This window comes from Delftia sp. Cs1-4 (genome assembly GCF_000214395.1).
Taxonomy (GTDB): Bacteria; Pseudomonadota; Gammaproteobacteria; order Burkholderiales; family Burkholderiaceae_C; genus Comamonas; species Comamonas acidovorans.
This window is the reverse complement of sequence record NC_015563.1, coordinates 3,915,204-3,941,679: the sequence shown is the minus strand read 5'-3', so window position 1 is coordinate 3,941,679 and position 26,476 is coordinate 3,915,204. Positions and strand designations below refer to the sequence as shown.

Sequence of the window (26,476 nt, the reverse complement as noted above, 5' to 3'; positions counted from 1 at the left end):
TGTCGCGTGTGGGACCGCCGCGGCGCAGCATGCCGCCGGCGGGCCTGTCACTTCGGTGTCTGGGCCTGCCGAAAACGGGGCAGGGCGGCGAAAAAAAGGCGACCCGTCGTGCGTCGGGTCGCCGGCTTTGCAGGGCTTATGGCTCCTCGTGCGTGAGGCTCAGCCCCAGCGCGCCACGGCGGCGCAGCCAGGGGCTGGGGCGGTAGCGCGGGTCGCCGTAGACGGTCTGCAGGTTGAACAGGACCTCCAGCATGTTGGTGGGGCCCCAGCGGTCGCCCATGGCCAGCGGGCCCATGGGATAGCCCAGGCCCAGGGTCACGGCCTTTTCCAGGTCGGCCGGGCTGCCGATGCCCTGCTGGCAGATGTCGCTGGCGATGTTGACGATGGAGCCCACCACGCGCTGCGTGACGAAGCCGCCGCTGTCTCGGATCACGCTGACGGCCTTGCCGTCGCTGGCAAAGAGCGCATGGGCGGCATCGCGCATGTCGGTGCGCGTGGCCGGCGTGGTGGCCAGCACGCGGCGGCGCGTGTCGGCGTCGGCGATCAGCATGTCGATGCCCATGGTGCGCGTGCAGTCCAGCCGCTCCACGGCAGCCACCGTGGTCACGTCCAGGCCCAGCGGCGCCACCAGGATCAAGGCCTGCTCGGTCGGTGCCTGCGCGGTTTCAATGCGCGCGCCCAGGCTCTTGAGCAACTGGTAGATCTCGTTGCGCCGGGCCGCGCGTGCGGACACCCAGACCGGTGGCAGCGTCTGCACCTGCGGCACGGCAGGCTCGGCAGGCTGCTCGGCGCGGCCTTCGGCATAGCGGTAAAAGCCCTGGCCGGTCTTGCGGCCCAGCAGGCCGGCCGCCACGCGCTGCGCGGCAATGGGGCTGGGGCGGTAGCGCGGCTCCTGGTAGTACTGGTGGTAGATGTGCTCCATCACGGCATGGGTGACATCCAGGCCGGTGAGATCCATCAGCTCGAACGGGCCGAGCTTGAATCCCACCTGCTCGCGCAGGATGCCGTCGATGGTGGCGAAGTCGGCAATGCCTTCCTGCACGATGCGCAGCGCCTCGGTCACATAGCCGCGGCCCAGGTGGTTGACCAGGAAGCCCGGCGTGTCCTGCGCACGCACGGGCGTGTGGCCGAAGCTGCGCGCGAACTGTGCCAGCGTGGCGCAGGTGGCCTCGTCCGTGGCCAGGCCGCGCACGATCTCCACCACCTTCATCAGCGGGGCCGGGTTGAAGAAGTGAAAGCCGGCAAAGCGCTGCGGGTGCTTGAGCGCCGTGGCCAGCGTGGTGATGGACAGGGCCGAGGTATTGCTGGCGATGAGGGTCCCGGGCGCAACGATGGCCTCCAGCTCGCGCAGCAGCGCCTGCTTGGCATCCATGCGCTCGACGATGGCCTCTATCACCAGGTCGCAGTTCCTGAAGGCATCGAGACCGTCCACCACCGTCAGCCGGGCCTTGCAATCTGCGGCCTGCTCACTTGTTATTTTTTGTTTCTTCTGCAGCGTGTCCCACAGCGCAAGCAGCTGTTGTTGCGCTTGTGCGGCAGCGCCGGGACGGGCATCCTGCAACAGCACCCTGGCGCCTGCCTGGGCGGCCAACTGGGCAATGCCTTGCCCCATGATGCCTGCGCCTATCAATCCGACGTTTCTGATAGGAGAAATGTTGTTTTGGATCATATACATAGAGGAGGTGTCCTACAGGTGTCTATGCAAAAATGCAAGCGTTCAAAGAAAGGCTGATGTGAGAATTTGTAGCACCATTCTCGGCGTCGCCCTGTCCTCCATGGCCTGGAACGCGTCCGCATTGTCGTTGGGCAGTCCTCGGGGCAACGTGGTGCTGGGCGCTCCGTTCGACCTGGTGGTGGGCTTGCAGCCCGATAGCGGAAATGACGCCGGCAGCTCCTGTGTGCGCGCCGAGCTGCTGGCCGGTGACAGGCCCATCGAATCCTCGCGCGTCAGTGTCAGCCCGGCCTCGTCGGGCAATGCCGTGCGGGTGCAGGCCCGCTATACGGTGGACGAGCCCATCGTGACGCTCAAGCTGTGGGCGGGCTGCGAAGGTGGCGGCATCAGCCGCAGCTATACGCTGCTGGCGCAGCTGCCAGATTCGGTGGACGCCACGGGCAACCAGCCCATCAATGTGCGTGAACTGGCAGCAGCCGGCGCTGGCGCTGGTGCAGCCGGTGTGGCTGGCACCGCTTCTGAATCTTCTTCGACACCCTCCCGCGCGGCCGCTGCCCGCAGTGCCCGGTCGGATGCCCGGCCTGCCACGGCGCCCGCTCCCAAGGAGGCGCAGCCCCAGCCCAAACCAAAACCCAGGCCGAAACCCAAGGCCGCGACCGAAAAGTCCAAGCCTCCCGTGGGTGTGACTGCCCAGGCCCAGGCCGGACAGCTGCAGGCGGGCCTGCGCATCGAACCGCGCCTGCGCATGGAGCCGGTGGAGGAGTGGCTGGGAACGGGCGGCACGCCGGGCGCCGCTGGAACAGCCGGAACACCTGGAACACCCGAAGGCGGCGCCGCATCTGCGGCTCCCATGTTCGATGCCGGCAGCGAGCAACTGGCCGAGGCCAACAAGCGCGTGCAGGCGCTGGAGGCCGAGATGGCGGCCTTCAAGAAGCGCGACGGCGTGGACCGTGGGCAACTGGCCCAGCTGCGGGCCGAGCTGGACGCAATGCGCCAGGAGTCCGGCGGCTCGTCCTGGCTGTTCAATGCGCTGCTGCTGGCCCTGATTGCCGCCGTGGCCGTGATCGGCTGGATGGCCTGGCGCATGCGCTCGGGCGCTTCGCTGTTCTCGCGCGAGCAGAACGCCTGGCGGGAATCGGTGGAGCGTTCGTCGCAGGACCCCGTGCCGTCGACCCCGCCGCATGTGCGCGATGACGAGATCCACACCCTGCCGCATTCCCTGGATCCCCATAGGCCCACGCGGCCCATGGCCCCCAGCCTGCGTGAGCACCGGCCTGCGGCACCGCAGCAGGACGACCGCCGGGGACCGGATACCCTGGCTTCGCCCTATGTGCAGCGCGGCGCCCAGATGCGCCCCGGCGTGACCTATGAGCTGCATGAGGATGTGGACCCTGGCGACTTCGGCCCGGCCACCATTCCCGTGCCTGTGTCCGTGCATGCCGAGCTGGAAACCGAGCCTGCGCCGCAGGCCCCGGCACCTGTGCGCACGTCTGCGCCCGAGGCCATCAAGGCCAGGCGCATGGTGCAGCCCGGCGAACTGTTCGACGTGCAGCAGCAGGCGGAATTCTTCATCTCGGTGGGCGAGCACCAGCAGGCCATCGAGCTGCTGCGCTCGCATATCGACACGCATGAGGATTCCTCGCCGCTGGCCTATCTGGAGCTGCTGCACCTGTACTACACGTTGAGCCGCCGCGACGATTTCGACCAGCTGCGCGCCCGCTTCGCCAGGCATTTCAACGCCCGTGTGCCGGCCATGCCGGGCTTCACCGACAAGGGCAGCAGCCTGCTGCAGGGCTATCCCGAGCAACTGGCACGCATCGAGGCCCTGTGGCCCGTGGACGAAGTCGAAACTTGCCTGGCGCACTACCTGTTCAAGCAGGACGGTGCACCCGACCCCGATGCGCCGGCTCCCTTCGATCTGGCCGCCTTCGACGACCTGCTGCTGCTGCTGTCCATTGCGCGCACCTCACCTGCCGGAACCCGCGGCGAACCCGGCCCGCGCGAGCGCACCACGCCGCGCATGGTGGCGGGCACGGCCGCAGCCGGCGCAGCCACGGCCGGCGCGGCGGCCTTCACAGCGGCTGCAGAAACCACGCCGGCGCAGGCTCCTGCATCCGCGGCCACGGGCGTGGACTGGATGGCAGAGCTGCAGCCGCCGATAGAACCTGCACAGCCGCAGCCGGCCTCGGTGACGCCGCTGGAGCCGGGCCTGGAGTTCACCCCCATGGACACGCTGCCCCTGTCCACGGGTGCTGTCGGTGGCGGCGACAGGCCTGCGAGCAGCGCACCGGACTCGTTGTCCGCACCGCTGCACTTCGAGCTGCAGCCCCTGAACTTCGATCTGGATCAGGCCGGCCAGCTGCCCGCAGGCCAGGTGCGCGCCGTGCCCCTGGGCGAGGCGCCTTCCTTCATCCACGATGAGTCGGCACCGCTGCTGGACATAGACCTCACGGACCTGGGCGAGAACGAGCTGCCGCATGTCGATGTGCCCTCGCGTTTTCCGCCCGTGACGCTGTCGATGCCCGGCTCGGGTGCCGTGGGCTTCAGCAGCCACAATCTCAAGGCGCCGCTGGACATGGACCTGGCGCTGGACAAGTGGGAGCTGGAGCCGCCCGACACCGTGCGTGAGCACCGTGGCCTGGACGAGCCGCTGAGCCGCTCTGTGGACATGCTGCTGTCGCGCGAGACCGACCCGGCCTTTCGTAGCTCACCACAGGCTCCGTCGCCGCAGGCAGACGACAAGGATCCGCCCAAGGGTTGAGGGAGTGCAAAAAAAGGGAGCATCTGCTCCCTTTTTTGTTGGGGTGCCCAGCAAGAACTCAGTCGGCAGCGTGCATGCTGGCGAGCAACTGCTGCGCCGCCGCTTCTGGATCCTCGGCATTGACCAGTGCCCGCACCACGGCCACCGAGCCCACGCCCGTGGCGCGCACGGCCGGGAACTGGTCGGCCGAGATGCCGCCTATGGCCACCAGCGGATAGCGCTGCATCAGCCGCACATAGGCGCCCAGGCGCGCCAGGCCCTGCGGAGCCGTGGCCATTTTCTTGAGCGTGGTGGGGAAGACGGCGCCCAGCGCGATGTAGCTGGGCTGCACCGCATGGGCGCGCACCATTTCGGCATAGCCATGCGTGCTCACGCCCAGGCGCAGGCCCGAGGCGTGGATGGCCTGCAGGTCGGCGCCGGCCAGCGCATCCAGGTCTTCCTGGCCCACATGCACGCCATAGGCGCCGGCATCGATGGCCTCGCGCCAGTGGTCGTTGATGAAGAGCAGGGCGCCCGTGCCTTCCACGGCGGCCACGGCGGCGCGCACTTCGCGGGCGATGGCGTCGCGGTCCTCGGACTTGAAGCGCAATTGCACGGTGGGCACACCGGCGCGGGCCATGCGGCCCACCCATTGCGCGTCGGGCAGCACGCCGTACAGCCCCAGGGACCTTGGGCACTCCGGGAAGGCCAGTGCGGGATCGGCGCCCTCCAGACCGAAGTCGCGCGGATCGTCGGGCCATAGCGTGGCCTCGAAGCGGCCCCTGCGCAGCGTCTGCGCCTGCCAGGCACAGGCCAGCGTCTCGGCGTCGATGGCGATGAAGCCCAGGGCGCTGCAGGCCTGCAGTGCCGCAAGATAGGCCGGCTCCTGGCGCTGTGCCTGCGGCACGGGCTGCGAGGGCAGGGCGGAGCCTTCAGGGGCGAAGGTGGCGCCGTGCAGGCGCACGATGGCATCTGCCCAGGATTGGATGGAGTCGTTGCTCATGGCCGGTCTCCTCAGCCGTGGTGCCAGAACGGCGTGCCCAGCACGGGCGTGCTGGGCTGGGCGGCCGATTGCTCGGCCATGGCGCCGGCGCGGTGGGCGGCGTGGCCGGCGTTCACGGCGTCGGCGAAGGCGCCGGCCATGGCCACCGGGTCTTCGGACAGGGCCACGGCCGTGTTCAGCAGCACGGCGTCATAGCCCCACTCCATGACCTGGCAGGCATGCGAGGGCCGACCCAGGCCCGCATCCACGATCAGCGGCACCTTCAGGCGTTCGCGCAGTGTCTGCATGGCATAGGGGTTGACGGGGCCGCGGCCCGTGCCGATGGGCGCCGCCCAGGGCATGACGGCCTGGCAGCCCACATCCACCAGGCGCTGGCACAGCACCAGGTCCTCGGTGGTGTAGGGCAGGACCTGGAAGCCGTCCTTGATGAGGATGGAGGCGGCCTCGACCAGGTTCAGCGTGTCGGGCTGCAGGGTGTAGTCGTCGCCGATCAGCTCCAGCTTGATCCAGGGGGTCTCGAAGACTTCGCGTGCCATCTGGGCCGTGGTCACGGCTTCCTGCACGGTCATGCAGCCGGCGGTGTTGGGCAGCACGGGCACGTTGAGCTTTCTGAGCAGTTCCCAGAAGCTGGCGCCGGTCTCGGCGGCATTGCTGCCCTGGCGGCGCAGCGAGGCCGTGACCATGGCCGGGCGGGCGCGCTGCACGGCAGCTTCCAGCACGGCGGGCGAGGGATAGCGGGAGGTGCCCAGCAGCAGGCGGCTGTCAAAGCGCTGGCCGTACAGGACCAGGCTGTCGTCGGAGGAAGGGGCGGAAGTCGTCATGGCGTGAGGCAATGGGAGAGTCGGATGAGGCATCAGCCGCCGGTCACCGGCGAGATCACTTCGAGGCGGTCGCCGTCGTTCAGCGCCTGCTCGGCATAGCGGGCCTTGGGCACGAAGACGGTGTTGATGGCCACGGCAAAGGGCGGGCGCGGCGCAAGCTGGGCCAGCGCGTCGGCCACGGTGGCTCCGTCGCTCAGTTCGGTCGCTTGCTGGTTGATGGTGATGTTCATGGCGGCTGGGGGGAAACGAAAGGCGGGTACGGGGGCTTGTTCGATCTTAGGCAGGGCCGGGGCTGGCGACCCTGCGTGCATGTCCGGTCTGTTGTGCGTGAAAGTGCCGTGCGTGCCGTTCAGGCGGCTGCCTTGTGCTGCGATGGCGCATGCTCGACGGCAACATCGAAGCGGCGGGCCAGTTCGGAATCGCCGCTGTCGAGCAGCTCCAGCACCACGTCCAGCATGGCCGGCGCGATCATGAAGCCATGGCGGTACAGGCCGTTGACCTCCATCACGCGCGGCGCGCTCCAGCGCACGGCCGGCAGATTGTCGGGCAGGGTGGGGCGGCACTGGGTGGCTATCTCGACGATGCGGCCCTCGGCAAAACCCGGATGCACGGTGTAGGCGGCGCTCAGCAGCTCCAGCGTGGAGCGCACGCTGGCCGGCGACATGTCGTCGGACTCGATCTCGGTGGCGCCGATGACGAAGAGGTGGTCTTCCTTGGGCGCAATGTAGATCGGGTAGCGCGGATGGATCAGGCGCGTGGGCCGCTGCAGCGTGACCTCGGGCGCATGGATGCGCACCACCTCGCCGCGCACGCCGCGCAGCGCAGGCCACTGGCCGCGTGCGCCCAGGCCCCGGCAGTCCAGCACCCAGTCGGGCTGGCCCGGCGCGCCGGGTTGGAAGTCGGCCAGCTCGCGCGGCTGGTTCCAGTGCTGCTCCACGCCCAGGCGGGCCAGCGTGGCGTGGAGTGCGGCCAGCAGCTGGCGGTTGTCCAATTGGCCCTCGCCCTGCAGGTACATGGCCTGGGCAAAGCGCCGTTCAAGCGCAGGCTCGCAGTCGTGCAGGGCCTGGTCGGCCAGCGGCTGCAGCGCGGGAAGGCTGGGGTTGATGCGGCGGTTTTTCTCCAGCAGGCCGAAGAAGCGCTGGGCATCGCCCGCGTCCTGCCGGTGCCAGAGGATGAGGGTGCCGTTTTGCTGGAAGAACACGGGCGCATCGAGCTGGGCCAGCAGTTCGGGCCAGCGCGTCAGGCCGTGCTGGCCCATGCGCACCACGCCGGGCTCGGTGATGGCCGATTCGGCCAGGGGCGCGAGCATGGCGGCTGCCACGCGGGCCGCGGCGCCATCGCCTTCGGGGCCGTGGGCGTCGTATACGGCAATGCCGTGGCCGCGACGGGCCAGCGCCAATGCCAGCAGCCGGCCCATGAGGCCGCCGCCCAGAATGGCGATGCGGGAAGAAGCTTGTAGAACGGACATGTGCATCTGGTGGTCAAGTGCGCCCATGCCCGTGGGACTGCCGGCCGGCTGTCCGCGCACAGGGCATGTGCTGGACAAAACGCGGCGTACCACCCCGATTGATTGAAACTCCCCACGCCAGCATGACCTGGATCGGGTGCAGGGGCGCTGCGCGGCAAGGTGCCTGTGGTGCAGGCTTGTGCGGCAGGGGGCTGGTCGCCCCGGGGCCCCAGGGTGTTTCTCAGTCACGCATCGGTGAGGCGGGCCAGGCCCTGTTTCACCGACGGGACACCCCTGTTTCGTCCGTCAGCAGGCATTACAGCACATCCCGCAGCTGCCGGTATTGACCATGCGCATGGGTGATAATTTTCGCCCATGACTGCCGACCACTCCCCTTCGACCGCCGCATCCCCCGAACCGGCTCCCGCCGCGCGCAAGCGCTATGCCCGCGTGCTCATCATCGCGGGCTCCGACAGCGGCGGCGGCGCCGGCATACAGGCCGACCTCAAGACCTGCAGCGCCCTGGGCTGCTACGGCATGACGGCCATCACGGCCATCACCGTGCAGAACACGCTGGGCGTCAGCGGCATCCACGGCATTCCCGTGGACATACTGCGCGGCCAAATCGATGCGGTGGTCGAGGACATCGGCGCCGACGCCGTCAAGATCGGCATGCTGGCCACGCCCGAGGTGGTGCAGGTGGTGGCCGATGCCATCCGCCGCCACCAGCTGCGCAACGTGGTGCTGGACCCCGTGATGGTGGCCACCAGCGGCGACCGGCTGATCGCCCCGGAAACCGCCTCCGTGCTGGTGCGCGAACTGTTCCCCCTGGCCGCCGTGGTCACGCCCAATCTGGACGAGGCGGCGCTGCTGCTGGGCCACTCCATTGAGGGCATAGACGCACTGGACGGCGCCGTGCAGGAACTCCTGGCGCTGGGCGCGCCGGCCGCCTTGCTCAAGGGCGGGCACTTGTCGGGCGATCTGGTGGTGGACCTGCTGGGCCATGGCAACGGCCAGCGGCTGCGCCTGCAGTCGCAGCGCATTGCCACGCACAACGGGCACGGCACGGGCTGCACGCTGTCTTCGGCGATTGCCTCGCACCTGGCGCTGGGCCTGCCGCTGGAGGCGGCCGTGGCCCAGGCGCGCGATTACATCCTGGGCGCGATTGCGGCCGGTGCCGATGTGTTCACGGGCGCCGGCCATGGCCCGCTGAACCACGGCTATGCGCCGCGCGCGCAGGTCGTGGTCAACGGCTGAACGTCCAGCCAGACGTCCAGGTAATCAGCCCAGGTCACCAGCCCCAGGTCAGGCTGCGCGCCACCCAGCCCTTTTGGCCGTTGTCGCGCTGGACCTGGGCCCAGGAGCCCTGTTTCCTGAGCGTGCGCACCACTTCCATTTCAGCCAGCTTGCCCACCACGCGATGGTTCTGGCCCGGGCCGGCGCGCAGGTTGGCGGTGCGCCCGGTCACCACCATGTGCGGGGTCTTGCCGGTCAGCGGCGCGTGGACCCAGCCCAGCGTGCTCTCGTTGTCCCTGACGCGCAGCCACTGGCCCTTGCGCTGCACCACCTGCAGCGGATAGCCCTTGCCCAGTTCCCACAGCGTGGCCGAGCGCGTGGTGGGCTGCTGCCGCACATTGACGCTGGAACCCTTGACGCTGACGAACTCGCGCGCATGGGCGACGGCCGGGGCCAGGGTGGTGGTGAGGACGGCGAGGGTGGTGGCGGCTGCGGCCAGCCAGCGGGCGGCACGGCGTTGATTGCAAGGCACGGGAACGGGTCTCCTTTCGTTCGAGGTCGGCTGGCGCGCGGAGACTTTCCAGCGCGGGCCGAGCCCAGGGAAAGCGCGTGGGATCAGGCGATGCCGCTATAGTTCCTGAATGAAACTGACGGGCGGCCCCCCGGGTTCGCCTGCAATCGCCCGGGCTTGCCGTACGCTTGCCGCACCACAGTGTTTTCCAGGAGGGCTTGTATGCACCATGCTGTTTCCCGATCCGGCGCGCAGGGCCGGCACGCGGCGATTCTGACGGCCTGCCTTGCGGCGGGACTGGCGGATGTCCAGGCGCAGGAGGCCCAGGCCGTTGCCGCAGCCGCCGAGGGCCGCGACGCGGCCAAGGCGCAGGAGGGTGTGGTGAACCGCCCCGAATTCGGCCCCGCGCTGCTGGCGGCCGCCCAGGCGGGCGAAGCGCTGCAGGTGCGCGACTGGCTCAAGCGCGGCGCGCCGGTGGATGTGCGTGATCCGCAGGGCAACACTCCGCTGCTGCTGGCCGTGCGCGGCAACCATGTCGAGGTCGCGCGCTCCTTGCTGGTCCACGGGGCCAATCCCAATCTCAAGAACGACCTGCAGGACAGTGCCTATCTGCTGGCCGGTGCCCTGGGCCGGCTGGAAATCCTGCGCATGACACTGTCGTATGGTGCCGACCTGCAAAGCGTCAACCGCTACGGCGGCACGGCGCTGATCCCCGCCTGCGAGCGCGGCCACGTCGATACCGTGCAGGCCTTGCTGGCTGCCGGTGTGCGGGCCGACCATGTGAACCGGCTGGGCTGGACCTGCCTGCTCGAAGCCGTTTTGCTGGGCGATGGTGGCCCGCGCTACCAGGACATCGTGCGCCAGCTGATCACGGCGAAGGCGGACCTCAGCCTGCCCGACAAGGACGGCGTCACGGCCCTGGCCCACGCCCGCCAGCGCAGCCAGCATGAGGTGGAGCGGCTGCTGCAGGAGGCGGGAGCGCGCTGATCGACGCAAGCGAAAACGCCTGAGATCGAGGTCTGAACACCAGAATCAGACGGATCTGATTGCTTGGGAAAGGTCTTGTTGCAAATGATTTCCATTTTCAACAAAGGCCCTTGCCATGCGCACTTCAGATTGCCGTTCCCGACCTTTCGTCTCCGGCCCCCAGTCATGCCTTTATTCGGTCTTCGCTGCGGCGCTGGTCACACCCGCATACGCGCAGGATGTGCCCCCTGACGATCGCCAGGTCCAGCTGGCGCCGGTCACCGTTTCGGGACCGCGCACCACCGGCTCGCGCACCGAGGCATCCGACTCGGTCAAGTACGCCAAGCCGCTGCTGGACGTGCCCCAGACCATTACGGTGGTACCGGGGCAGGTGCTCCAGGAACAGAACGCCCTGAGCCTGCAGCAGGCGCTGTCCAATGTGTCGGGCATCACCTTCAATGCGGGCGAGGGCGGTGCGGGCTCGGGCGACAGCATCAACATCCGCGGCTTCAGCGCCAACGCCAACCTGCAGATCGACGGGCTGCGCGACAGTGGGCAGAACAACCGCAGCGACCTCTTCAACACGGGGTCTGTCGAAGTCATCAAGGGCCCGAACTCGGTCTTTGGCGGGGCAGGCACCTCGGGCGGCAGCATCAACATGATCAGCAAGCAGCCCAAGGCCCATGACTTCACCGAGGCCGACGCAGGCCTGGGCACGGCCAGCTACCGGCGCCTCACGCTCGACACCAACCGGGTGCTGGCTGGCGGCAAGGCCGCCATGCGCCTGAACCTCATGGGCCATGACAGCGACGTGGCCGGGCGCGACACCATCTTCAAGCGGCGCTGGGGTGTGGCGCCCTCGCTGGCTCTGGGATTGAATTCGCCCACGCGCGTGACTCTCAGCTTCTTCCACCAGAACGATGACAATCTTCCCGACTTTGGCGTGCCGGCCTTTCGCGGCAAGATGCTCGATGGCGTCTCGCGCAATGCCTATTTCGGCTGGCGCAACCTTGACCGGGAAAAGATCAGCCAGGATGCCCTGACCGCGAAGATCGAGCATGACTTCGCCTCGGGCGCCAAGCTGCAGAACCTCTCGCGCTACTCGCGGCTGAGCCGCGATACCGTGATCTCTGCCTCGCATGTCGATCTCCGGGGCATGCAGCCTGGCTACTACCGGCCCGCAGGGCCCCAGGCCTATGGCCGCGATGCGGCCACCACCCTGTGGATCAACCAGACCAACCTGACCCAGCGCTTCGACACAGGCGTGCTGGGGCATACGCTGATCACGGGCTTCGAGATCGCACGCGAGACCTATGACCGCACCACCTCTTCCTACAACATCAACCGGCAGTTCCCGGCCGGCGGCTATCCGCTGGCCCGTCCGCCCGGATACTGGACGGGCACGACGGATCTGCAAAACAGCGGAAGGAACGAAACCAGCCTGGACACCCGCGCGCTGTATGCCACCGACTCCATTGCGCTGGGTCCGCGCTGGGATCTGAACCTGGGCCTGCGCTATGACTGGATCGACGGGCGCTCCAACGCCGCAACGGCCGCTGGCGTGCGCACCTCGGTGGACAGCTCCGACGGCCGGCTCAGCGGCCGCACGGCCCTGAGCTTCAAGCCCGCAGACAACGGCCGCATCTACCTGGCTTATGGCACGGCCTTCAACCCTTCCGCCGAATTCCTGGTCTCCACGGGCTCGGGCCTGGATGCGGCCACGGCCTCGCTGGCACCCGAGAAGAACACCAGCCTGGAACTGGGAACCAAGTGGGATGTGCTGGACCGCCAGCTGGCGCTGACCGGCGCCCTGTTCCAGGTGGACAAGACCAATGCCCGAGAGCAGATGGCCGATGGCAGCTATCTGCTGGCCGGAGAGCAGCGCGTGCGCGGGCTGGAGCTCGGTGCCGCAGGCAAGGTGACGCCGCAATGGGATGTCTTCGCCAACTACACCTTCATGGCCAGCAAGACCCTCAAGTCATTGAACGAGCCTGCGCGTGTGGGCCAGGCGCTGGGCAATACGCCGCGCCATTCGCTGAACCTGTGGACCACCTATGCATTGCCCCAAGGCTGGACGGTGGGCTATGGGGTGCGCTTCGTGGGCACGCGCAATGTCACCTCGGCAGGCGATGGGAAACTCTCTGCCTATTGGGTGCACAGCGCCATGGTCGGCTATGAACTCAACCGGCAATGGAAGCTCAGGCTCAATCTCGAAAACATCGGCAACAAGGCCTATGTGGCCGGCGTGCGCCAGCGCCTGGGCGAGCAGTCGCGCTCCTCGGCCGTTGAATACGGCGAAGGCCGCACGGCCAGGGTAACGGCAACCTATCAGTTCTGAAGTGCCGGATTGCCCGGGGCCTGACGCTCAGCGTGTCGGCCGCAGGTAACAATGCGTGCAAGCTGCCCCCAGAGGGCAGCTTTTGTTTTTGACAGGGTCGTCGGACAAAAAAAGAGCCCGCACAAGGCGGGCTGGTGATGGTCAGGCCGGCGGCAAAAACCGCCGACTCGTACGCATCTTACTGGATCTTGGCCTTTTCGCGCAGCGATTCCTGGAATTGCGCCAGCTTTTGCTGTTGCAGCTGCTGCACGATCTGGGGCTTGACTTCCTCGAACTTGGGCAGTTCGGCCTGACGTGCGTCGTCCAGGCGGATGATGTGGTAGCCGAACTGGGTCTTGACCGGCTCCTGGGTCATGCCACCCTTTTCGAGCTTGATCAGGGCTTCGGAGAACTCGGGCACGTAGTTGCCGGGGTTGGCCCAGTCGAGGTCACCGCCACGGGCGCCGGATCCGGGGTCCTTGGACTCCTTCTTGGCGATGTCTTCAAACTTCTTGCCGGCCTTGATCTCGGCAATGATGGCCTTGGCGCGGTCTTCCGACTCGACCAGGATGTGGCTGGCCTTGTATTCCTTGCCGCTGTTGGCAGCGACGGCCTTGTCGTACTCGGCCTTGGCTTCGGCGTCGGTCACGGGGTTCTTCTTCTGGAAGTCCTCGAACAGCGCGCGGATCAGGATGGTCTGGCGGGCCAGTTCCATCTGCTGCTTGTAGGCTTCGCTGTTGGCCAGGCTGCGCTTGTTGGCTTCCTGCATGAAGATCTCGCGGGCGATGACTTCTTCCTTGATCTGCCCTTCCAGCTCGGGCGTCACGGGGCGGCCGCTTTGCTCGATCTGTTGCTTGAGCGCTTCGGCGCGTGCCTTGGGCACAGCCTTGCCGTTGACGACGGCGATGTTCTGGGCCGAGGCGGACAGGGCCGCGGTGCTCAGCACGGCGGCAGTCACCAGGCTGGTCAGAAGCTGTTTTTTCATGCGAATTCCAGATATGAAGGAAAAATTGATTCTATAGCGCGGATACGCAACAGGCTCCGAATCGTCGGAGCCTGTAAAAGTTCAAAGAACCTCGATGGCGATGGCGTGTGCGCCCTGGTCAATGAATTCTTGCAGCGCATCATACACAAGGCGATGGCGTGCCACGCGTGGCTTGCCTTGAAACAAAGGTGACGCAATGCGCACGCGGAAATGCGTGCCGAAGCCGGTGCCGTTGGCGCCCACATGGCCGGCGTGCTGGTGGCTCTCGTCGATCACTTCCAGGTGATCGGGGGCGAGACGCTCGCGCAGCACGGCCTGCATGGCTTCGGCGGTGATGGGCAGCGGATGGGCGGGCGCGCTCATGGCTGCTTGTCCTGCTGCACGCCAGGCGGGGGCAGGGCGTCGGGCGTGGCGGCTGCTGCCTCGCCCTTGTCTTCCTGCATGAAGCGGCTCATGTAGATGGCCTGGCCGATCACGAAGACCAGCATCAGCCCCATGCCGCCGAACAGCTTGAAGTTGACCCAGGTGTCGGTATCGAAGCGGTAGGCGATGACCAGGTTGAGCGCGCCCATGACCGCGAAGAACGCCGCCCAGCTCCAGTTCAGGGTGCGCCATGCGTTGTCGGGCAGTTGCAGCTGTGCACCCATGACCGAGCGCAGCAGGTTCTTGCGGAACACCAGCTGGCCTATCAACAGGGCGCTGCCCATGAGCCAGTACAGCACGGTGGGCTTCCACTTTATGAAGGTGTCGTTGTGGGCCAGCAAGGTGGCGCCGCCGAACAGCACGATCACGCCCAGGCTGACCCATTGCATGGGCTCGACCTTGCCGTGGCGCACACGCAGATAGGCGATCTGGGCAATGGTGGCGACGATGGCCACGGCCGTTGCCGTGTAGATGCCCCAGACCTTGAAGGCGACGAAGAACAGGATGATGGGGAAAAAGTCGATCAGTAACTTCATTGGAAGGTTTCGATGGGCTTGGAGTCAGGCATGGGGCCTGAGCTTGGCAGGCGCATTGTGGCGCAGCCGGCGCGGCCCGGCATCGGTGCAGGGCCGCGTGGCCTGGGGTTTTTGCGTGCCTGGAGCCTAGGCCTTGGGCGGCTCGAATTCCAGCGATGCGGAATTCATGCAGTAGCGCAGCCCTGTGTCGGAGGGGCCGTCGGGGAACACATGCCCCAGGTGTGCGCCGCACTGGCTGCAGACGGTTTCGGTGCGCACCATGCCGTGGCTGCGGTCCACGATTTCGGTGATGGCGCCGGGGATGGCGCGGTCGAAGCTGGGCCAGCCGCAGCCGGCGTCGAACTTGGTGTCGGAGTCGAACAGCTTGCTGCCGCAGCAGATGCAGTGGTAGCTGCCATCGGCCCAGAACTGCTCATAGCGGCCGGTGAACGGGCGCTCGGTGGCTGCATGGCGTGTCACCTGGAAGGCGGCAGGTTCGGCGCCCTTGGCCTGCAGCTCGGCCTGCCATTCCTGTTCGGTCTTGTGGATGGGAAAGCTCATGATGAACAGCTGATCTCGATGGAGGAAGCCCAGTCGGGCGGGAAGCCTGCCCATTCGGCATGCTCGGCGTGGGGGTCGAACGGAGTCTGCAGCACGGCCAGCAATTGGCGCACGGGAGCGAAGTCACCGGCCTTTGCGGCGCGGATGGTCATCTCGCCCAGGTGGTTGCGCAGCACGAAGCGCGGATTCGATTCTTGCATCAAAGCGGCGGCCGCCGCGGCATCCGTGCCTGCCAGGTGCGGTGCGTACAGGGCCGCCCAGCGGTCGAAGGCCTCGCGGTCCAGCACCAGGTCGCGCACGGGCTCAAGGTCGAGGTCCGTGCCGGCACCGGCAGCCACCGCATCGGTCAGGCGGCTGAAGAAGATGGTGTAGTCCACCGCGTTGTCGGCCATGAGCTGCAGCAGCGGGTTCACCAGGGCGGCAAAGCGCCCCTCGGCGGGCGGCGTGCCTGGCGCATCTTCGGGCAGACCCAGCTTGCGCAGCATGAGGGCGCCATAGGCCTGCGGAAACACCTGCTTGTATGACTCCAGCGCCGCAATGGTCAGTTCCTCTTCGCCGATCAGCGGCAGCAGGGCCTGGCCCAGGCAGTACAGGTTCCAGTAGGCCACCTGGGGCTGGCGGTTGAAGGCGTAGCGGCCCTGGGTGTCACTGTGGTTGCAGATATGGCCGGGGTTGAAGGCATCGAGGAACTGGAAGGGCCCGTAGTCGATGGTCAGGCCCAGGATGCTCATGTTGTCGGTGTTCATCACGCCATGGCAAAAGCCCACGGCCTGCCAGTGCGCCAGCAGCCGCGCCGTGCGCTCGCTCACGGCCTGCAGGAAGTTGGCGTAGGCGTTGCCGGCCAGTGCCTCGGCCGTGCGGCATTCGGGGTAGTAGCGGTCGATCACGTAGTCGGCCAGTTGGCGCAAAGGCGCTATCTGGTCGCGCGCCGCAAAGTGCTCGAAGTGGCCGAAGCGTATGAAGCTGGGCGCCACGCGTGCCACCACGGCGGCGGTCTCGATCTCTTCGCGGCGAATGGGGGCGGGCGATCCGGTGAGGCTCAGCGCGCGCGTGGTGGGAATGCCCAGGGCGTGCATGGCCTCGCTGCACAGGAACTCGCGGATGGACGAGCGCAGCACGGCGCGTCCGTCGCCCATGCGCGAGTAGGGCGTGCGGCCCGCGCCCTTGAGCTGAATCTCGTGGCCCGAGGCCGTTTCGCCCAGCAAGATGGCACGGCCGTCGCCAAGCTGGCCGGCCCAGACGCCGAACTGGTGGCCGCTGTAGACGCTGGCCAGCGGATGGCTGCCGGGCAGCACGGCATTGCCGGTGAGCGCCTGCAGGGCCTCATCGGAGGCCAGCCACTGTGGGTCCAGGCCCAGCAGCTCGGCGGTGCCGGTGCTGGTGGCAATCCAGTGCGGCTCGGGCAGCGGCGTGGGGCGCAGATGGGTGAAGAAGTCCGGGCCCAGGGCGGCGAAGCCGTCTTGCCAGGAGATGGGAGGGCGTGGGGAGGTCGCCGGAGCCTGGCCTTCGGCGGCAGCATGCAGGTTCATGCGGGAATTGTCCCCCAGCGCCTATGCCCCGTGGGGCGCAAGGTTCATGCGCGCATTCACCCCCTGCATTCACGCACGCAGTTGCTGCCGGTACTGGCCAGGTGGCATGCCGAACCAGCGGCGGCAGGCGCGAAAGAGGTTGCTCTGGTCCACAAAGCCCAGCAGGTCGGCCACCTCGGCCAGGCTGCGGCGCGGCTCGCCCAGGTACTGCAGGGCCAGCTCGCGCCGGGTTTCGTCCAGCAGTTGCTGGTAGCTGGTGTCTTCGGCCTGCAGGCGGCGCTGCAAGGTGCGGTCGGTCAGGCCCAGCAGGCTGGCCACGTCTTCGCGGCGTGGCTCGCCCTGGGGCAGCAGGCGCGCGATCTCGTGGCGCACGCGCGCGCCCACGCCGGCCTGGCCCAGGTGGTCGAGTTCGGTTTCGACCAGCTTTTCGTGCAGTGCCAGCAGTTCGGGGTTGTGCGTGGGAATGGGGGCGAGCAGGTCGGCTTCGGACAGCAGGAAGCGGTTCGCGTCCTCGCCGAAGCGCGGCAGCAGGCCGAAGGCCGCGCGGTAGGCGGCCTCGTGCGAGGGGGCGGGCGCCTCGGCCATGAATTCCACGGCCAGCGGCCGGACATCGCGCCGCGTCAGCCAGTTGCACAGCACCAGCAGCGTGAGCACGGCGAACTCCACGCGCTGGCGCGGCACGGGCCGTGTGGCGCCGATGTGATGTATGGACAACCAGTAGCCGCGCGCATCGCGCTCCAGCGTGAAGGACGTTGCGTCCGAGATCACGGCCATGTGGCGTTCCAGGTCGCGGAAGCCGGCCAGCAGGTGCGGGCCCGAAGCCAGCGAGTAGCCGACCAGATCGATGTTGCCGTGGCGCGCGGCCAGTTGCCGGTCCAGCCCCAGCGTGGGATTGGCGGACTGGGCCACGGCCAGCTCCCAGAGCCGGCTCACGCGGTCCACATCGGTACGGGCCTGCGAATGCTGCAGTGCGGCAAGGTCGATATCGGCTGCGGCGCACAGGCTTTGCGGGGCCAGCCCTTCGGTGGCCATCATGTCCAGGATGCCGCGCACCCAGGCGGCGGAGCTGCTGCGCTGCGTTGTCATGACCGGGTTTTCCTGGGCCATTCGGGGCGCTGTTTGCGTTCTGAAGTCACTGTTTTGGCGTGGTTGCGATAGCGGCGTTTTGCCGCGCTGTTCCTAGAATTTTTGCAGCGCGGCGAACGACTGCGCAGTGTGACCCATGGGCCCGGCGCGGCCCATACGGGAAACCCCAAAAACCATTCAGGAGACAAGCATGCGCACAGGACAGCGGTGGATGGCTGGCGGCATACGCCTGGCCGTGGCTTCAATGGCTTTGTGGCTCGCGGCCTGCGGCGGCTCGGGCGGCGGAGGTCCCGAACTGCGCGAGACGGCCTACGGCCCCTTGCGCGGCGTGGACGACGGCGCCGCCACGGGCACCTATTACTGGAAGGGCGTGCCCTTTGCCCAGGCGCCCGTGGGCGCGCTGCGCTGGCAGCCGCCGGCCGAGCCCAAGGCCTGGGAGGGCGTGCGCGAGGCGCGCCAGTTCGGCAATGCCTGCCTGCAGATCGGGCGCATGTACGGCCCGGGAGCCAACAACCGCTTCGACGACACCATTGCCTCCACCCTGGGCCAGCCCGTGGGCAGCGAGGACTGCCTGACGCTCAACATCTGGCGCCCGGCCAGCGGCGCCGAGAAGCTGCCGGTGCTGGTGTTCATCCATGGCGGCAGCGCCATCTCGGGCTATACGGCCGATCCACTGTATGACGGCGCGGCCCTGGCGCGCGCCGCCAATGCCGTGGTGGTGACGGCCAACTACCGGCTGGACATCCTGGGCTACATGCACATGCCGCAGATGCAGGCCGGCGCGCCGGCCACGGGCAACTTCGCGCTGCTGGACAACCTGCAGGCGCTGCGCTTTGTGCAGCGCAATATCGCGGGCTTTGGCGGCGATCCGGGCAATGTCACGCTCATGGGCCAGTCGGCGGGTGCCACCAATGTGCTGGCGCTGCTGGCGGCCGAGTCGGCGCGCGGCCTGTTCCACAGGTTGGTGCCCATCAGCGGCGGGCTGTCGCTTCCATCCAACCTGCCGGCCGGCGTGCTGGCCACGCTCAAGCCGGCTTCGGCCTACGCCACCCAGTCCGCGCTGCTGCTGGCCCATCTGATGGTGGCCGATGGGCTGGCTGCCGATGTGGCGGCTGCGGCCACGGTGGCTGCCGGCTGGACACCGGCGCAGATTGCGGCCTACCTGCGCGGCAAGGATGCGCGCGTGCTGCTGCAGACTCTGGTGGCCAAGGGCCTGACGGGCGCGGGACCGATTCCCGACGGCCTGCTGCTGCCCACCGATCCCATGGCCGCGCTGGCTGCGGGCCAATACAACCGCATGCCCGTGATGGCCGGCTACACGGCCGAGGAGGGCAAGCTGTTCGCACCCCTGCTGGCGGCGCTGGGCGGCAAGCCGGGCTTCAGGATCGATGATGCGGCGCGCTTTCGCATGATGCAGTCCTTCGATGCGCAGTCGCCGAACGCGCCGGGCCTGGCCGACATCATCGATGCCGCCTACCTGCCCGTCGATACGCCGGTCACCGGCTACAACGCCCGCATGGCGCAACTGACCCATCTGTTCGCCGATCCCAGCCGCGACCAGTTGCTCAACACGCTGCGCACCCGGCAGGCCGAGGTCTGGAGCTACCGCTTCGACTGGGCGCGCCAGCCCGCCCCCTGGAACACGGTCTACGGCGCGGCCCATGCGTTCGATCTGCCCTTTCTCTTCGGCAACTTCGGGCCGTCCGTGTTCTCCCGCGTGACCAACAGCACGGCGAATGCCCCGGGCCGGCTGGCGCTGTCGAACGCCATGATGGCCAGCCTCAAGGCCTTCATGCAGACGGGCAATCCGCAGAACGCGGCCCTGGGCCAGACATGGAAGCCTTGGCCGTCCAGCCTGATCTTCGACGCCGAGCCGGGCGCGACAAGTATCCGGCTGCAGTGAGAGAGCCGTTGTGCGGGCAGGTGAGCGAGTAGATGAGCGAGCAGGGGCTTGCTGAGGCAAGCCCCAAGAGATAGCCAACAACAACGAAGGAGACAAGTACCCATGACAGTCAAGACCGTTTTCACACATGCCTGGCGCTGGCCGCTGGCGGGGGCCATTGCCGCCGCCGCCGTGGGCCTGGCCGCCTGCGGAGGGGGATCGTCGGGCATGCCCGCGCCCATGGGGCCGGGCCAGCAATCGGGCTACATCACCCTGCCGGACGGCAGCAGGATGCGCTACTCGCTGCTCCTGCCCGAGGGGCAGGGCCCGTTCCCGCTGCTGGTCGAGTACGACGGCTATATCTCGGGCTCGTACCCCAACATCAGCAGTCCCTGGACCAAGGAAGGCTATGCGGTCATGGGGCTGAACGTGCCGGGCACGGGCTGCTCCACGGGGGATGACAAGGTGTTTGACGCCAGCGTAGGTGCGGCCGGTGCCTTTGCCATCGAATGGGCCGGGCGGCAGGCCTGGTCCAATGGCCGCATCGGCATGATCGGCTACTCGTACTCGGGCTACAACCAGCTGTGGGTGGCTGCGCACCGGCCCAAGGGGCTGTTGGCGATCACGCCCAGCAAGAATGTGGGCGATCCCTACCGCGACGTGGGCTATCCGGGCGGCATTGCCAACATCGGCTTTCCGGCGCAGTGGTGGAACGGCTTCCCGCGCATCTGGCGCACGGCCGCCGACCTGGCCGTGAAGAACGGTGGCGACACGGAATGCGCCAAGACCGTGGCCGACAACATCGAGAAGATCAAGCGGCCCGAGCTGGACCTCATCAAGTGGCTGGACAACCCCTATGCCGATGGCCTGTACCTGGAGCGCAGCGCCATGCTGCAAAGCGGCAAGATCAATATCCCCACGCTGGGCACGCAGTCCTGGCAGGACGAGCAGATCGGCCCGCGCTCGGGCTACTACGAGGACACCATTGCGCCCGACAGGATGTGGCTGGTCAGCTCCAACGGCGACCACCACACGAACATCACCTCGGACCATATCGACCAGACGCTGAAGCGCTTCCTGGCGCGCTTCGTCAAGGGCGAGGACAACGGCTTCGACAAGGAGCCGCGCGTGCGCCTGCTGCAGGAGATGCAGACCACGGACGCCAAGGCCCTCAATGGCGGCGCCAAGCTCATGCCCACGGCCGAGGCACGGTTTGACCGGCTGCCTGTCCAGGTCAAGCCCCTGCGCCTGTGGATGCAGCCCGGCCAGGCGCTGGGCGACAGCGCACCCGCCTCAGGCACGGCTTCTTCCAGCTACCGCTATCCGGCCCTGAGTCCGCAGGTGAACAACCCGGCGGCCGAAGGCTGGCCCGCCGTGCCCGCTTCGGAAAAGGATGGCCAGCTGGTCTTCACCACGGCGGCCCTGCCGCAGGACCTGAGCTTCTATGGCGAAGGCTCGGCCGACCTGTGGCTCAGCGCCACGGCCGCCAATACCGACATCCAGGTCACCGTGTCCGAGGTGCGGCCGGACGGGCAGGAGATGTTCGTGCAGCGCGGCTGGCTGCGTGCCTCCAAGCGTGCGCTCGATGAGAGCCGATCCACGGCGCTGCGTCCCTGGGGGGCCTACACACGGGACAAGGATGTGCCACTGGTTGCCGGCCAGCCCCAGTTGATGCGGGTGGAGATCCAGAAATTCGCGCATGTGTTCCGCGCCGGTTCAAGCATTCGCGTGACAGTGGATTCGCCATCGCAGACCGGATACTGGATCTTCGGCAACGACAAGACGCCGTCCACGAACACGCTGTGGCATGACGCGGCGCATGCCTCCAGCATCGTCCTAGGGTATATCCCATACGAGCATGCGAAGACGCTGCCGAGTTGCGACAAGACAATGCGTCAACCATGCCGGAAAAACGATGCGCCTGTCCCTGCCGGGATCGGACCCAGGGCGCCGGCCTGAGCCCACCCTCCATGCGGGCAGCGGCATCGCGCACCAGGTCCTCGGCCTTGCGCGAATCCGCGGTCCGCAGTTCACGACGTTCACGAAGTTCAATCACCTTAGGAGCCTATAGATGCTGGGTCTGATGCAAAGCCAACCACTGTTGATCTCGTCGCTGATCGACTTCGCCGACCGCCACCATGGCGATGCGGAGATCGTCTCGCGCAGGGTGGAGGGCGATATCCATCGCTATACGTACCGCGACCTGGCACGGCGCTCGCGCCAGCTGGCGAACACGCTGGACGGCCTGGGCCTGCAGCCCGGCGACCGCGTGGCCTCGCTGGCCTGGAACGGCTACCGCCACATGGAGATGTACTTCGGCGTCAGCGGCTCGGGCCGCGTGCTGCACACGGTCAATCCGCGCCTGCACCCCGACCAGGTGGCGTGGATCATCAACCACGCGGAAGACCGCGTCATGTGCTTTGACCTGACCTTCCTGCCCATCATCCAGGCCGTGCATGCCAAGTGCCCCACGGTGCGCCAGTGGGTGGCGCTGTGTGATGCGGACCGCCTGCCCGCCGACAGCGGCATTCCGGGCCTGGTCAGCTACGAGGCCTGGATTGGCGGCCAGTCCGACCAGTACCAGTGGCCCGAATTCGACGAGAACACGGCCTCCAGCATGTGCTACACCAGCGGCACCACGGGCAATCCCAAGGCGGTGCTCTACAGCCACCGTTCCACCACGCTGCACGCCTACGCGGCCGCGCTGCCCGATGTGATGTGCATATCGGCGCGCGACTCGGTGCTGCCCGTCGTGCCCATGTTCCACGTCAACGCCTGGGGCATTCCCTACTCGGCCGCGCTCACGGGCTGCAAGCTGGTGTTCCCCGGCCCGGCGCTGGACGGCAAGTCGCTGTACGAGCTGATCGAGGCCGAGGGCGTCACCTACGCGGCCGGCGTGCCCACGGTCTGGCAGATGCTGCTGGGCCACATCAGGCCGGGCGGCCTGCGGTTTTCCACGCTCAAGCGCACGGTGATCGGCGGCTCCGCCTGCCCGCCGGCCATGATCACGGCCTTCCAGGACGAATTCGGCGTGGAGGTGCTGCATGCCTGGGGCATGACCGAGATGAGCCCGCTGGGCACGCTGTGCACGCTCAAGAACAAGCAGCTGCAGCTGCCCAAGGACGAGCAGATGAAGATCCTGCAAAAGCAGGGCCGCGCCATCTATGGCGTGGACATGCGCATCGTGGGCAGCGACGGCACCGACCAGCCCTGGGACGGCAAGAGCTACGGCGACCTGCTGGTGCGCGGCCCCTGGATCGTGGACAGCTACTTCAAGGGCGAAAGCCCGCTGGTCAAGGACGCGCAGGGCCGCGGCTGGTTCCCCACGGGCGACGTGGCCACCATCGACCCGGACGGCTTCATGCAGATCACCGACCGCAGCAAGGACGTGATCAAGTCCGGCGGCGAGTGGATCAGCTCCATCGACATAGAGAACATCGCCATGGCCCATCCGGCCGTGGCCATGGCCGCCTGCATCGGCATGCCGCATCCCAAGTGGGACGAGCGCCCCATCGTCGCCGTGGCGAAGAAGCCCGGCGCCGAGGTCACGCGCGAGGAACTGCTCAAGTTCTACGAGGGCAAGACCGCCAAGTGGCAGATCCCCGACGACGTGGTCTTCGTCGATGCCATTCCGCTGGGCGCCACCGGAAAAATGCTCAAGACCCGGCTGCGCGAGCAGCTGGCCGGCTACCGGCTGCCGGGGCTTTGAGCCGTTGCGGGCGGCCACCGGGCCAGGGCATGCGGGGGCATGTCCTGGCCGGGGCGGCCGGTCCGAGTCTCGTCGGCGATAGCCGCTAGGGGCAATCACCGATCAGGGCAGGGCACAGGGGCCATTACCCTGGGCCTCGCCCAGAAACCACCACAAGAGGAGACGCTTCATGAAGTTTGCGATCAAGGCATTGACGGCATCCCTGGCCCTGGCTTGCGCCACGGGCGCCATGGCCCAGAAGGGCGAGACGGTGAAGGTTGCGTGGATCGACCCGCTGTCCGGCCTCATGGCCGCGCTGGGGTCCAACCAGCTCAAGAGCCTGCAGTACATCGCCGAGGAGCTCAACAAGGGCACGGCCTCGGGCGTGAAGTTCGAAATCATCGGCATCGACAACAAACTCAGCCCGCAGGAAACCACGGCGGCCCTGCGCTCGGCCATGGACCAGGGCGTGCGCTACGTCTTCCAGGGCAACGGCTCGGGCCCGGCCCTGGCCATCATGGATGCGCTGGAAAAGCACAACGCGCGCAACAAGGGCAAGGAAGTCGTCTACCTGAACTACGCGGCCGTGGATCCGGACCTCACCAACAGCAAGTGCAGCTACTGGCACTTCCGCCTGGATGCGGACACCTCCATGAAGATGGAAGCGCTGACGACCTATATGAAGGACGTGCCCGAGGTCAAGAAGGTCTACCTGATCAACCAGAACTACTCGCACGGCCAGCAGGTCTCCAAATACGCCAAGGAGATGCTCAAGCGCAAGCGCCCCGATGTGGAGATCGTGGGCGACGACTTCTCGCCGCTGGCCCAGGTGCGCGACTTCGCACCCTACATCGCCAAGATCAAGCAGTCGGGTGCCGACTCGGTGATCACGGGCAACTGGGGCTCGGACCTGGCGCTGCTGATCAAGGCCGCCAGCGATGCAGGCCTGAACAACGTCAAGTTCTACACCTACTACGCCATCGCCACCGGCGCGCCCACGGCCATGGGCGCGGCTGCGGCCGACAAGGTCTACATGGTGGGCTACGGCCACATGAACCTGCCCGGCCCGCTGGATCGCATCACCAAGGGCTACAAGGCCAAGTTCAACGACGACATGTACACGGGCTCGCTGTACTCGGGCCTGACCATGCTGGACCAGGCCTTCCTGCGCGCCAAGACCACGGACCCGGCCAAGGTGGCGGCCACCATGGAAGGCATGAAGTTCAACAGCCTCAACGGCGAAGTGGAGATGCGCAAGAGCGACCACCAGCTGCAGCAGGGCCTGTTCATCGCGCGCTGGGAAAAGGCCGGCGGCAAGTACCCGATGGATTCGGAGAACACCGGCTACACCTTCGTCCCCGTGAAGTACTACGAGCCCTATGTGGCCAGCACGCCGACATCTTGTGAGATGAAGCGACCCTCCTGAAATGAAAAGCCACCCCCTGAGCGGCTGCGCCGCTTCCCCCTCTCTCGCTTCGCGGGAGGGGGACGGCACCCTCGGTGCGGGGCGGCCCTTCCTCGGTGCCTCCTCGTTGCGACAGGCCAGTTTCTGGCTGATCGCCATGGCTCATTGATATACGGGAGAACGCATGACTTCGCAAAGGGGCGCGAGGCGCCCCTTTTTTTGCCTGAAATCAGGCAAAACGCGGTTTTCTGGCCTGATCGATGGCGATCTGTCGCCAATGTGTCCAGGGCCGCAGCCAAGTCGCATGCGCGATAGTTTCTAAGGCATTCCCCAGAGGGAAATTGTCATTCAGGCGTTAGTCTGGCGCCAATACAGATATCCGAATCAACCGGAAAAAGGAGACAGAAAAATGAAGTGGATCGTGCATTCGGTGGCCGCCTCGGCCATGCTGGCCTGTGCATCGGGCGCCTGGGCGCAAAAGGGCGAGACGGTGAAGATCGGCTGGATCGATCCGCTGTCGGGTCTGATGGCCGCCGTGGGCACGAACCAGCTCAAGACCTTCCAGCTGATGGCCGAGGAGTTCAACAGGAAAAATGCCTCGGGCGTGAAGTTCGAGATCATCCCGCTGGACAACAAGCTCAGCCCGCAGGAGACCACGGCCGTGCTGCGTTCGGCCATGGACCAGAGCGCACGCTACGTGGTGCAGGGCAACGGCTCGGGCCCGGCCCTGGCCATCATGGATGCGCTGGAAAAGCACAACGCACGCAACAAGGGCAAGGAGGTCGTCTACCTCAACTATGCGGCCGTGGACCCGGACCTTACCAACAGCAAGTGCAGCTACTGGCACTTCCGCCTGGATGCGGACACCTCCATGAAGATGGAAGCGCTGACGACCTATATGAAGGACGTGCCCGAGGTCAAGAAGGTCTACCTGATCAACCAGAACTACTCGCACGGCCAGCAGGTCTCCAAGTACGCCAAGGAAATGCTCAAGGCCAAGCGGCCCGACGTGCAGGTGGTGGGCGACGACTTCGCGCCCCTGGCCCAGGTGCGCGACTTCGCGCCCTACATCGCCAAGATCAAGCAATCGGGCGCCGACACGGTGATCACGGGCAACTGGGGATCGGACCTGTCGCTGCTGCTCAAGGCCGCCAATGACGCGGGCCTGAACAACGTCAAGTTCTATACCTACTACGCCTTCGGCTCGGGCTCGCCCACGGCCATGGGCGCGGCCTCCGACGGCAAGGTCTACACCGTGGGCTATGGCCACTACAACATGGGCGGCCCCATCCAGCCGCTGATGGCCGAGTTCAAGAAGAAGATGAACGACGACCTCACGCAAAGCTCGATCTACCACGTGTTCGCGCTGCTGGACGCGGCCTTCGTCAAGACCGGCGGCACCGACCCCGTGAAGGTGGCGGCCGCGCTGGAGGGCATGAAGCTCAAGAGCTTCAACGGCGAAGTGGAGATGCGCAAGAGCGACCACCAGCTGCAGCAGGGCCTGTACATCACGCGCTGGGAAAAGGCCGGCGGCAAGAACCCGTATGACGCAGAGAACACGGGCTACACCTTCGCCCCGGTGAAGTACTACGAGCCCTACGTGGCCAGCACGCCCACCTCCTGCCAGATGAAGCGCCCGTCCTGAGAGCGGCCCGCACCGCCTCCTGTCCCCAACGCACCGAGACCAAG

Annotated in this window: 21 protein-coding genes; 9 read left to right on the top strand and 12 right to left on the bottom strand. The window is 67.0% G+C overall.

All coding sequences use genetic code 11. The annotated features are described in order from the left end of the window. Positions 1–136: 136 nt before the first annotated feature. On the bottom strand, positions 137–1,675 hold the full coding sequence (locus tag DELCS14_RS17215; protein WP_013802789.1) for a 3-hydroxyacyl-CoA dehydrogenase: 1,539 nt from the start codon (positions 1,673–1,675) through the stop codon (positions 137–139). A 58-nt stretch (positions 1,676–1,733) separates the two neighbouring features. Here DELCS14_RS17215 and DELCS14_RS17210 point away from each other — a divergent pair, with 58 nt between their 5' ends. Beyond that, a complete protein-coding gene (locus tag DELCS14_RS17210) occupies positions 1,734–4,433 on the top strand; it encodes a hypothetical protein (protein ID WP_228676780.1) in 2,700 nt (899 codons plus the stop codon). Between the two features lie 58 nt (positions 4,434–4,491). Here DELCS14_RS17210 and thiE read toward each other — a convergent pair whose 3' ends face one another. From thiE to DELCS14_RS17190, 4 genes are all read right to left on the bottom strand, one after another. Further along, positions 4,492–5,415, bottom strand: a complete 924-nt coding sequence (gene thiE, locus DELCS14_RS17205; RefSeq protein WP_013802787.1) for a thiamine phosphate synthase — start codon at positions 5,413–5,415, stop codon at positions 4,492–4,494. A gap of 11 nt (positions 5,416–5,426) precedes the next feature. After that, on the bottom strand, positions 5,427–6,236 hold the full coding sequence (locus tag DELCS14_RS17200) for a thiazole synthase (RefSeq protein ID WP_013802786.1): 810 nt from the start codon (positions 6,234–6,236) through the stop codon (positions 5,427–5,429). A 32-nt stretch (positions 6,237–6,268) separates the two neighbouring features. After that, on the bottom strand, positions 6,269–6,466 hold the full coding sequence (gene thiS, locus DELCS14_RS17195; protein ID WP_012205130.1) for a sulfur carrier protein ThiS: 198 nt from the start codon (positions 6,464–6,466) through the stop codon (positions 6,269–6,271). 119 nt (positions 6,467–6,585) lie between these two features. Continuing rightward, positions 6,586–7,704 (bottom strand): FAD-dependent oxidoreductase, encoded by a 1,119-nt coding sequence (locus DELCS14_RS17190; protein WP_083829125.1) that lies wholly within the window; start codon positions 7,702–7,704, stop codon positions 6,586–6,588. 354 nt (positions 7,705–8,058) lie between these two features. On the opposite strand from DELCS14_RS17190, the gene thiD reads away from it, so the two are divergent. Further along, positions 8,059–8,940: a bifunctional hydroxymethylpyrimidine kinase/phosphomethylpyrimidine kinase gene (thiD, locus tag DELCS14_RS17185; RefSeq protein ID WP_013802783.1), complete on the top strand. Its 882-nt coding sequence runs from the start codon at positions 8,059–8,061 to the stop codon at positions 8,938–8,940. A 34-nt stretch (positions 8,941–8,974) separates the two neighbouring features. On the opposite strand, the gene DELCS14_RS17180 is transcribed toward thiD, so the two are convergent. Further along, positions 8,975–9,451, bottom strand: coding sequence for an SH3 domain-containing protein (locus DELCS14_RS17180; protein ID WP_013802782.1), 477 nt, complete (start codon positions 9,449–9,451; stop codon positions 8,975–8,977). A 201-nt stretch (positions 9,452–9,652) separates the two neighbouring features. Between DELCS14_RS17180 and DELCS14_RS17175 the strand changes: the two genes are divergently transcribed. Both DELCS14_RS17175 and DELCS14_RS17170 read left to right on the top strand, forming a co-directional pair. Beyond that, positions 9,653–10,417, top strand: a complete 765-nt coding sequence (locus DELCS14_RS17175) for an ankyrin repeat domain-containing protein (RefSeq protein ID WP_012205134.1) — start codon at positions 9,653–9,655, stop codon at positions 10,415–10,417. 115 nt (positions 10,418–10,532) lie between these two features. Further along, entirely contained in the window at positions 10,533–12,734 is a 2,202-nt protein-coding gene (locus DELCS14_RS17170) for a TonB-dependent siderophore receptor (protein ID WP_013802781.1), read from the top strand. 178 nt (positions 12,735–12,912) lie between these two features. Here DELCS14_RS17170 and DELCS14_RS17165 read toward each other — a convergent pair whose 3' ends face one another. The 6 genes from DELCS14_RS17165 to DELCS14_RS17140 form a co-directional block, all read right to left on the bottom strand. Beyond that, entirely contained in the window at positions 12,913–13,698 is a 786-nt protein-coding gene (locus tag DELCS14_RS17165) for a peptidylprolyl isomerase (RefSeq protein WP_012205136.1), read from the bottom strand. Between the two features lie 81 nt (positions 13,699–13,779). Next, entirely contained in the window at positions 13,780–14,061 is a 282-nt protein-coding gene (locus DELCS14_RS17160) for a BolA family protein (RefSeq protein ID WP_013802780.1), read from the bottom strand. Then, the gene (locus DELCS14_RS17155) at positions 14,058–14,657 is read right to left on the bottom strand and encodes a septation protein A (RefSeq protein ID WP_013802779.1); all 600 of its coding nucleotides are present in this window, start codon (positions 14,655–14,657) and stop codon (positions 14,058–14,060) included. The genes DELCS14_RS17160 and DELCS14_RS17155 overlap by 4 nt, the downstream gene beginning before the upstream one ends. Before the next feature lie 126 nt (positions 14,658–14,783). After that, on the bottom strand, positions 14,784–15,197 hold the full coding sequence (gene msrB, locus DELCS14_RS17150) for a peptide-methionine (R)-S-oxide reductase MsrB (protein WP_012205139.1): 414 nt from the start codon (positions 15,195–15,197) through the stop codon (positions 14,784–14,786). Continuing rightward, the gene (locus tag DELCS14_RS17145; RefSeq protein ID WP_013802778.1) at positions 15,194–16,726 is read right to left on the bottom strand and encodes a YdiU family protein; all 1,533 of its coding nucleotides are present in this window, start codon (positions 16,724–16,726) and stop codon (positions 15,194–15,196) included. Before DELCS14_RS17145 ends, msrB begins: the two co-directional genes overlap by 4 nt. A gap of 69 nt (positions 16,727–16,795) precedes the next feature. Next, positions 16,796–17,812 (bottom strand): AraC family transcriptional regulator, encoded by a 1,017-nt coding sequence (locus DELCS14_RS17140; RefSeq protein ID WP_012205141.1) that lies wholly within the window; start codon positions 17,810–17,812, stop codon positions 16,796–16,798. A gap of 190 nt (positions 17,813–18,002) precedes the next feature. On the opposite strand from DELCS14_RS17140, the gene DELCS14_RS17135 reads away from it, so the two are divergent. From DELCS14_RS17135 to DELCS14_RS17115, 5 genes are all read left to right on the top strand, one after another. Continuing rightward, entirely contained in the window at positions 18,003–19,715 is a 1,713-nt protein-coding gene (locus DELCS14_RS17135) for a carboxylesterase family protein (protein ID WP_013802777.1), read from the top strand. A gap of 102 nt (positions 19,716–19,817) precedes the next feature. After that, a complete protein-coding gene (locus tag DELCS14_RS17130) occupies positions 19,818–21,653 on the top strand; it encodes a CocE/NonD family hydrolase (RefSeq protein WP_013802776.1) in 1,836 nt (611 codons plus the stop codon). Between the two features lie 112 nt (positions 21,654–21,765). Continuing rightward, positions 21,766–23,403: a 3-(methylthio)propionyl-CoA ligase gene (locus DELCS14_RS17125; protein WP_013802775.1), complete on the top strand. Its 1,638-nt coding sequence runs from the start codon at positions 21,766–21,768 to the stop codon at positions 23,401–23,403. 169 nt (positions 23,404–23,572) lie between these two features. After that, positions 23,573–24,808, top strand: a complete 1,236-nt coding sequence (locus tag DELCS14_RS17120) for a branched-chain amino acid ABC transporter substrate-binding protein (protein WP_013802774.1) — start codon at positions 23,573–23,575, stop codon at positions 24,806–24,808. 388 nt (positions 24,809–25,196) lie between these two features. Then, positions 25,197–26,432, top strand: a complete 1,236-nt coding sequence (locus DELCS14_RS17115) for a branched-chain amino acid ABC transporter substrate-binding protein (protein WP_013802773.1) — start codon at positions 25,197–25,199, stop codon at positions 26,430–26,432. The last annotated feature ends 44 nt before the right edge of the window (positions 26,433–26,476 follow it).

Excerpts from the sequence above, each read along its gene's own strand:
- DELCS14_RS17215 (WP_013802789.1), bottom strand. The coding sequence starts at position 1,675 with ATGTATATGATCCAAAACAACATTTCTCCTATCAGAAACGTCGGATTG.
- thiE (WP_013802787.1), bottom strand. The coding sequence starts at position 5,415 with ATGAGCAACGACTCCATCCAATCCTGGGCAGATGCCATCGTGCGCCTG.
- DELCS14_RS17200 (WP_013802786.1), bottom strand. The coding sequence starts at position 6,236 with ATGACGACTTCCGCCCCTTCCTCCGACGACAGCCTGGTCCTGTACGGC.
- thiS (WP_012205130.1), bottom strand. The coding sequence starts at position 6,466 with ATGAACATCACCATCAACCAGCAAGCGACCGAACTGAGCGACGGAGCC.
- DELCS14_RS17190 (WP_083829125.1), bottom strand. The coding sequence starts at position 7,704 with ATGTCCGTTCTACAAGCTTCTTCCCGCATCGCCATTCTGGGCGGCGGC.
- thiD (WP_013802783.1), top strand. The coding sequence starts at position 8,059 with ATGACTGCCGACCACTCCCCTTCGACCGCCGCATCCCCCGAACCGGCT.
- DELCS14_RS17175 (WP_012205134.1), top strand. The coding sequence starts at position 9,653 with ATGCACCATGCTGTTTCCCGATCCGGCGCGCAGGGCCGGCACGCGGCG.
- DELCS14_RS17170 (WP_013802781.1), top strand. The coding sequence starts at position 10,533 with ATGCGCACTTCAGATTGCCGTTCCCGACCTTTCGTCTCCGGCCCCCAG.
- DELCS14_RS17165 (WP_012205136.1), bottom strand. The coding sequence starts at position 13,698 with ATGAAAAAACAGCTTCTGACCAGCCTGGTGACTGCCGCCGTGCTGAGC.
- DELCS14_RS17160 (WP_013802780.1), bottom strand. The coding sequence starts at position 14,061 with ATGAGCGCGCCCGCCCATCCGCTGCCCATCACCGCCGAAGCCATGCAG.
- DELCS14_RS17155 (WP_013802779.1), bottom strand. The coding sequence starts at position 14,657 with ATGAAGTTACTGATCGACTTTTTCCCCATCATCCTGTTCTTCGTCGCC.
- msrB (WP_012205139.1), bottom strand. The coding sequence starts at position 15,197 with ATGAGCTTTCCCATCCACAAGACCGAACAGGAATGGCAGGCCGAGCTG.
- DELCS14_RS17145 (WP_013802778.1), bottom strand. The coding sequence starts at position 16,726 with ATGAACCTGCATGCTGCCGCCGAAGGCCAGGCTCCGGCGACCTCCCCA.
- DELCS14_RS17140 (WP_012205141.1), bottom strand. The coding sequence starts at position 17,812 with ATGACAACGCAGCGCAGCAGCTCCGCCGCCTGGGTGCGCGGCATCCTG.
- DELCS14_RS17135 (WP_013802777.1), top strand. The coding sequence starts at position 18,003 with ATGCGCACAGGACAGCGGTGGATGGCTGGCGGCATACGCCTGGCCGTG.
- DELCS14_RS17130 (WP_013802776.1), top strand. The coding sequence starts at position 19,818 with ATGACAGTCAAGACCGTTTTCACACATGCCTGGCGCTGGCCGCTGGCG.
- DELCS14_RS17125 (WP_013802775.1), top strand. The coding sequence starts at position 21,766 with ATGCTGGGTCTGATGCAAAGCCAACCACTGTTGATCTCGTCGCTGATC.
- DELCS14_RS17120 (WP_013802774.1), top strand. The coding sequence starts at position 23,573 with ATGAAGTTTGCGATCAAGGCATTGACGGCATCCCTGGCCCTGGCTTGC.
- DELCS14_RS17115 (WP_013802773.1), top strand. The coding sequence starts at position 25,197 with ATGAAGTGGATCGTGCATTCGGTGGCCGCCTCGGCCATGCTGGCCTGT.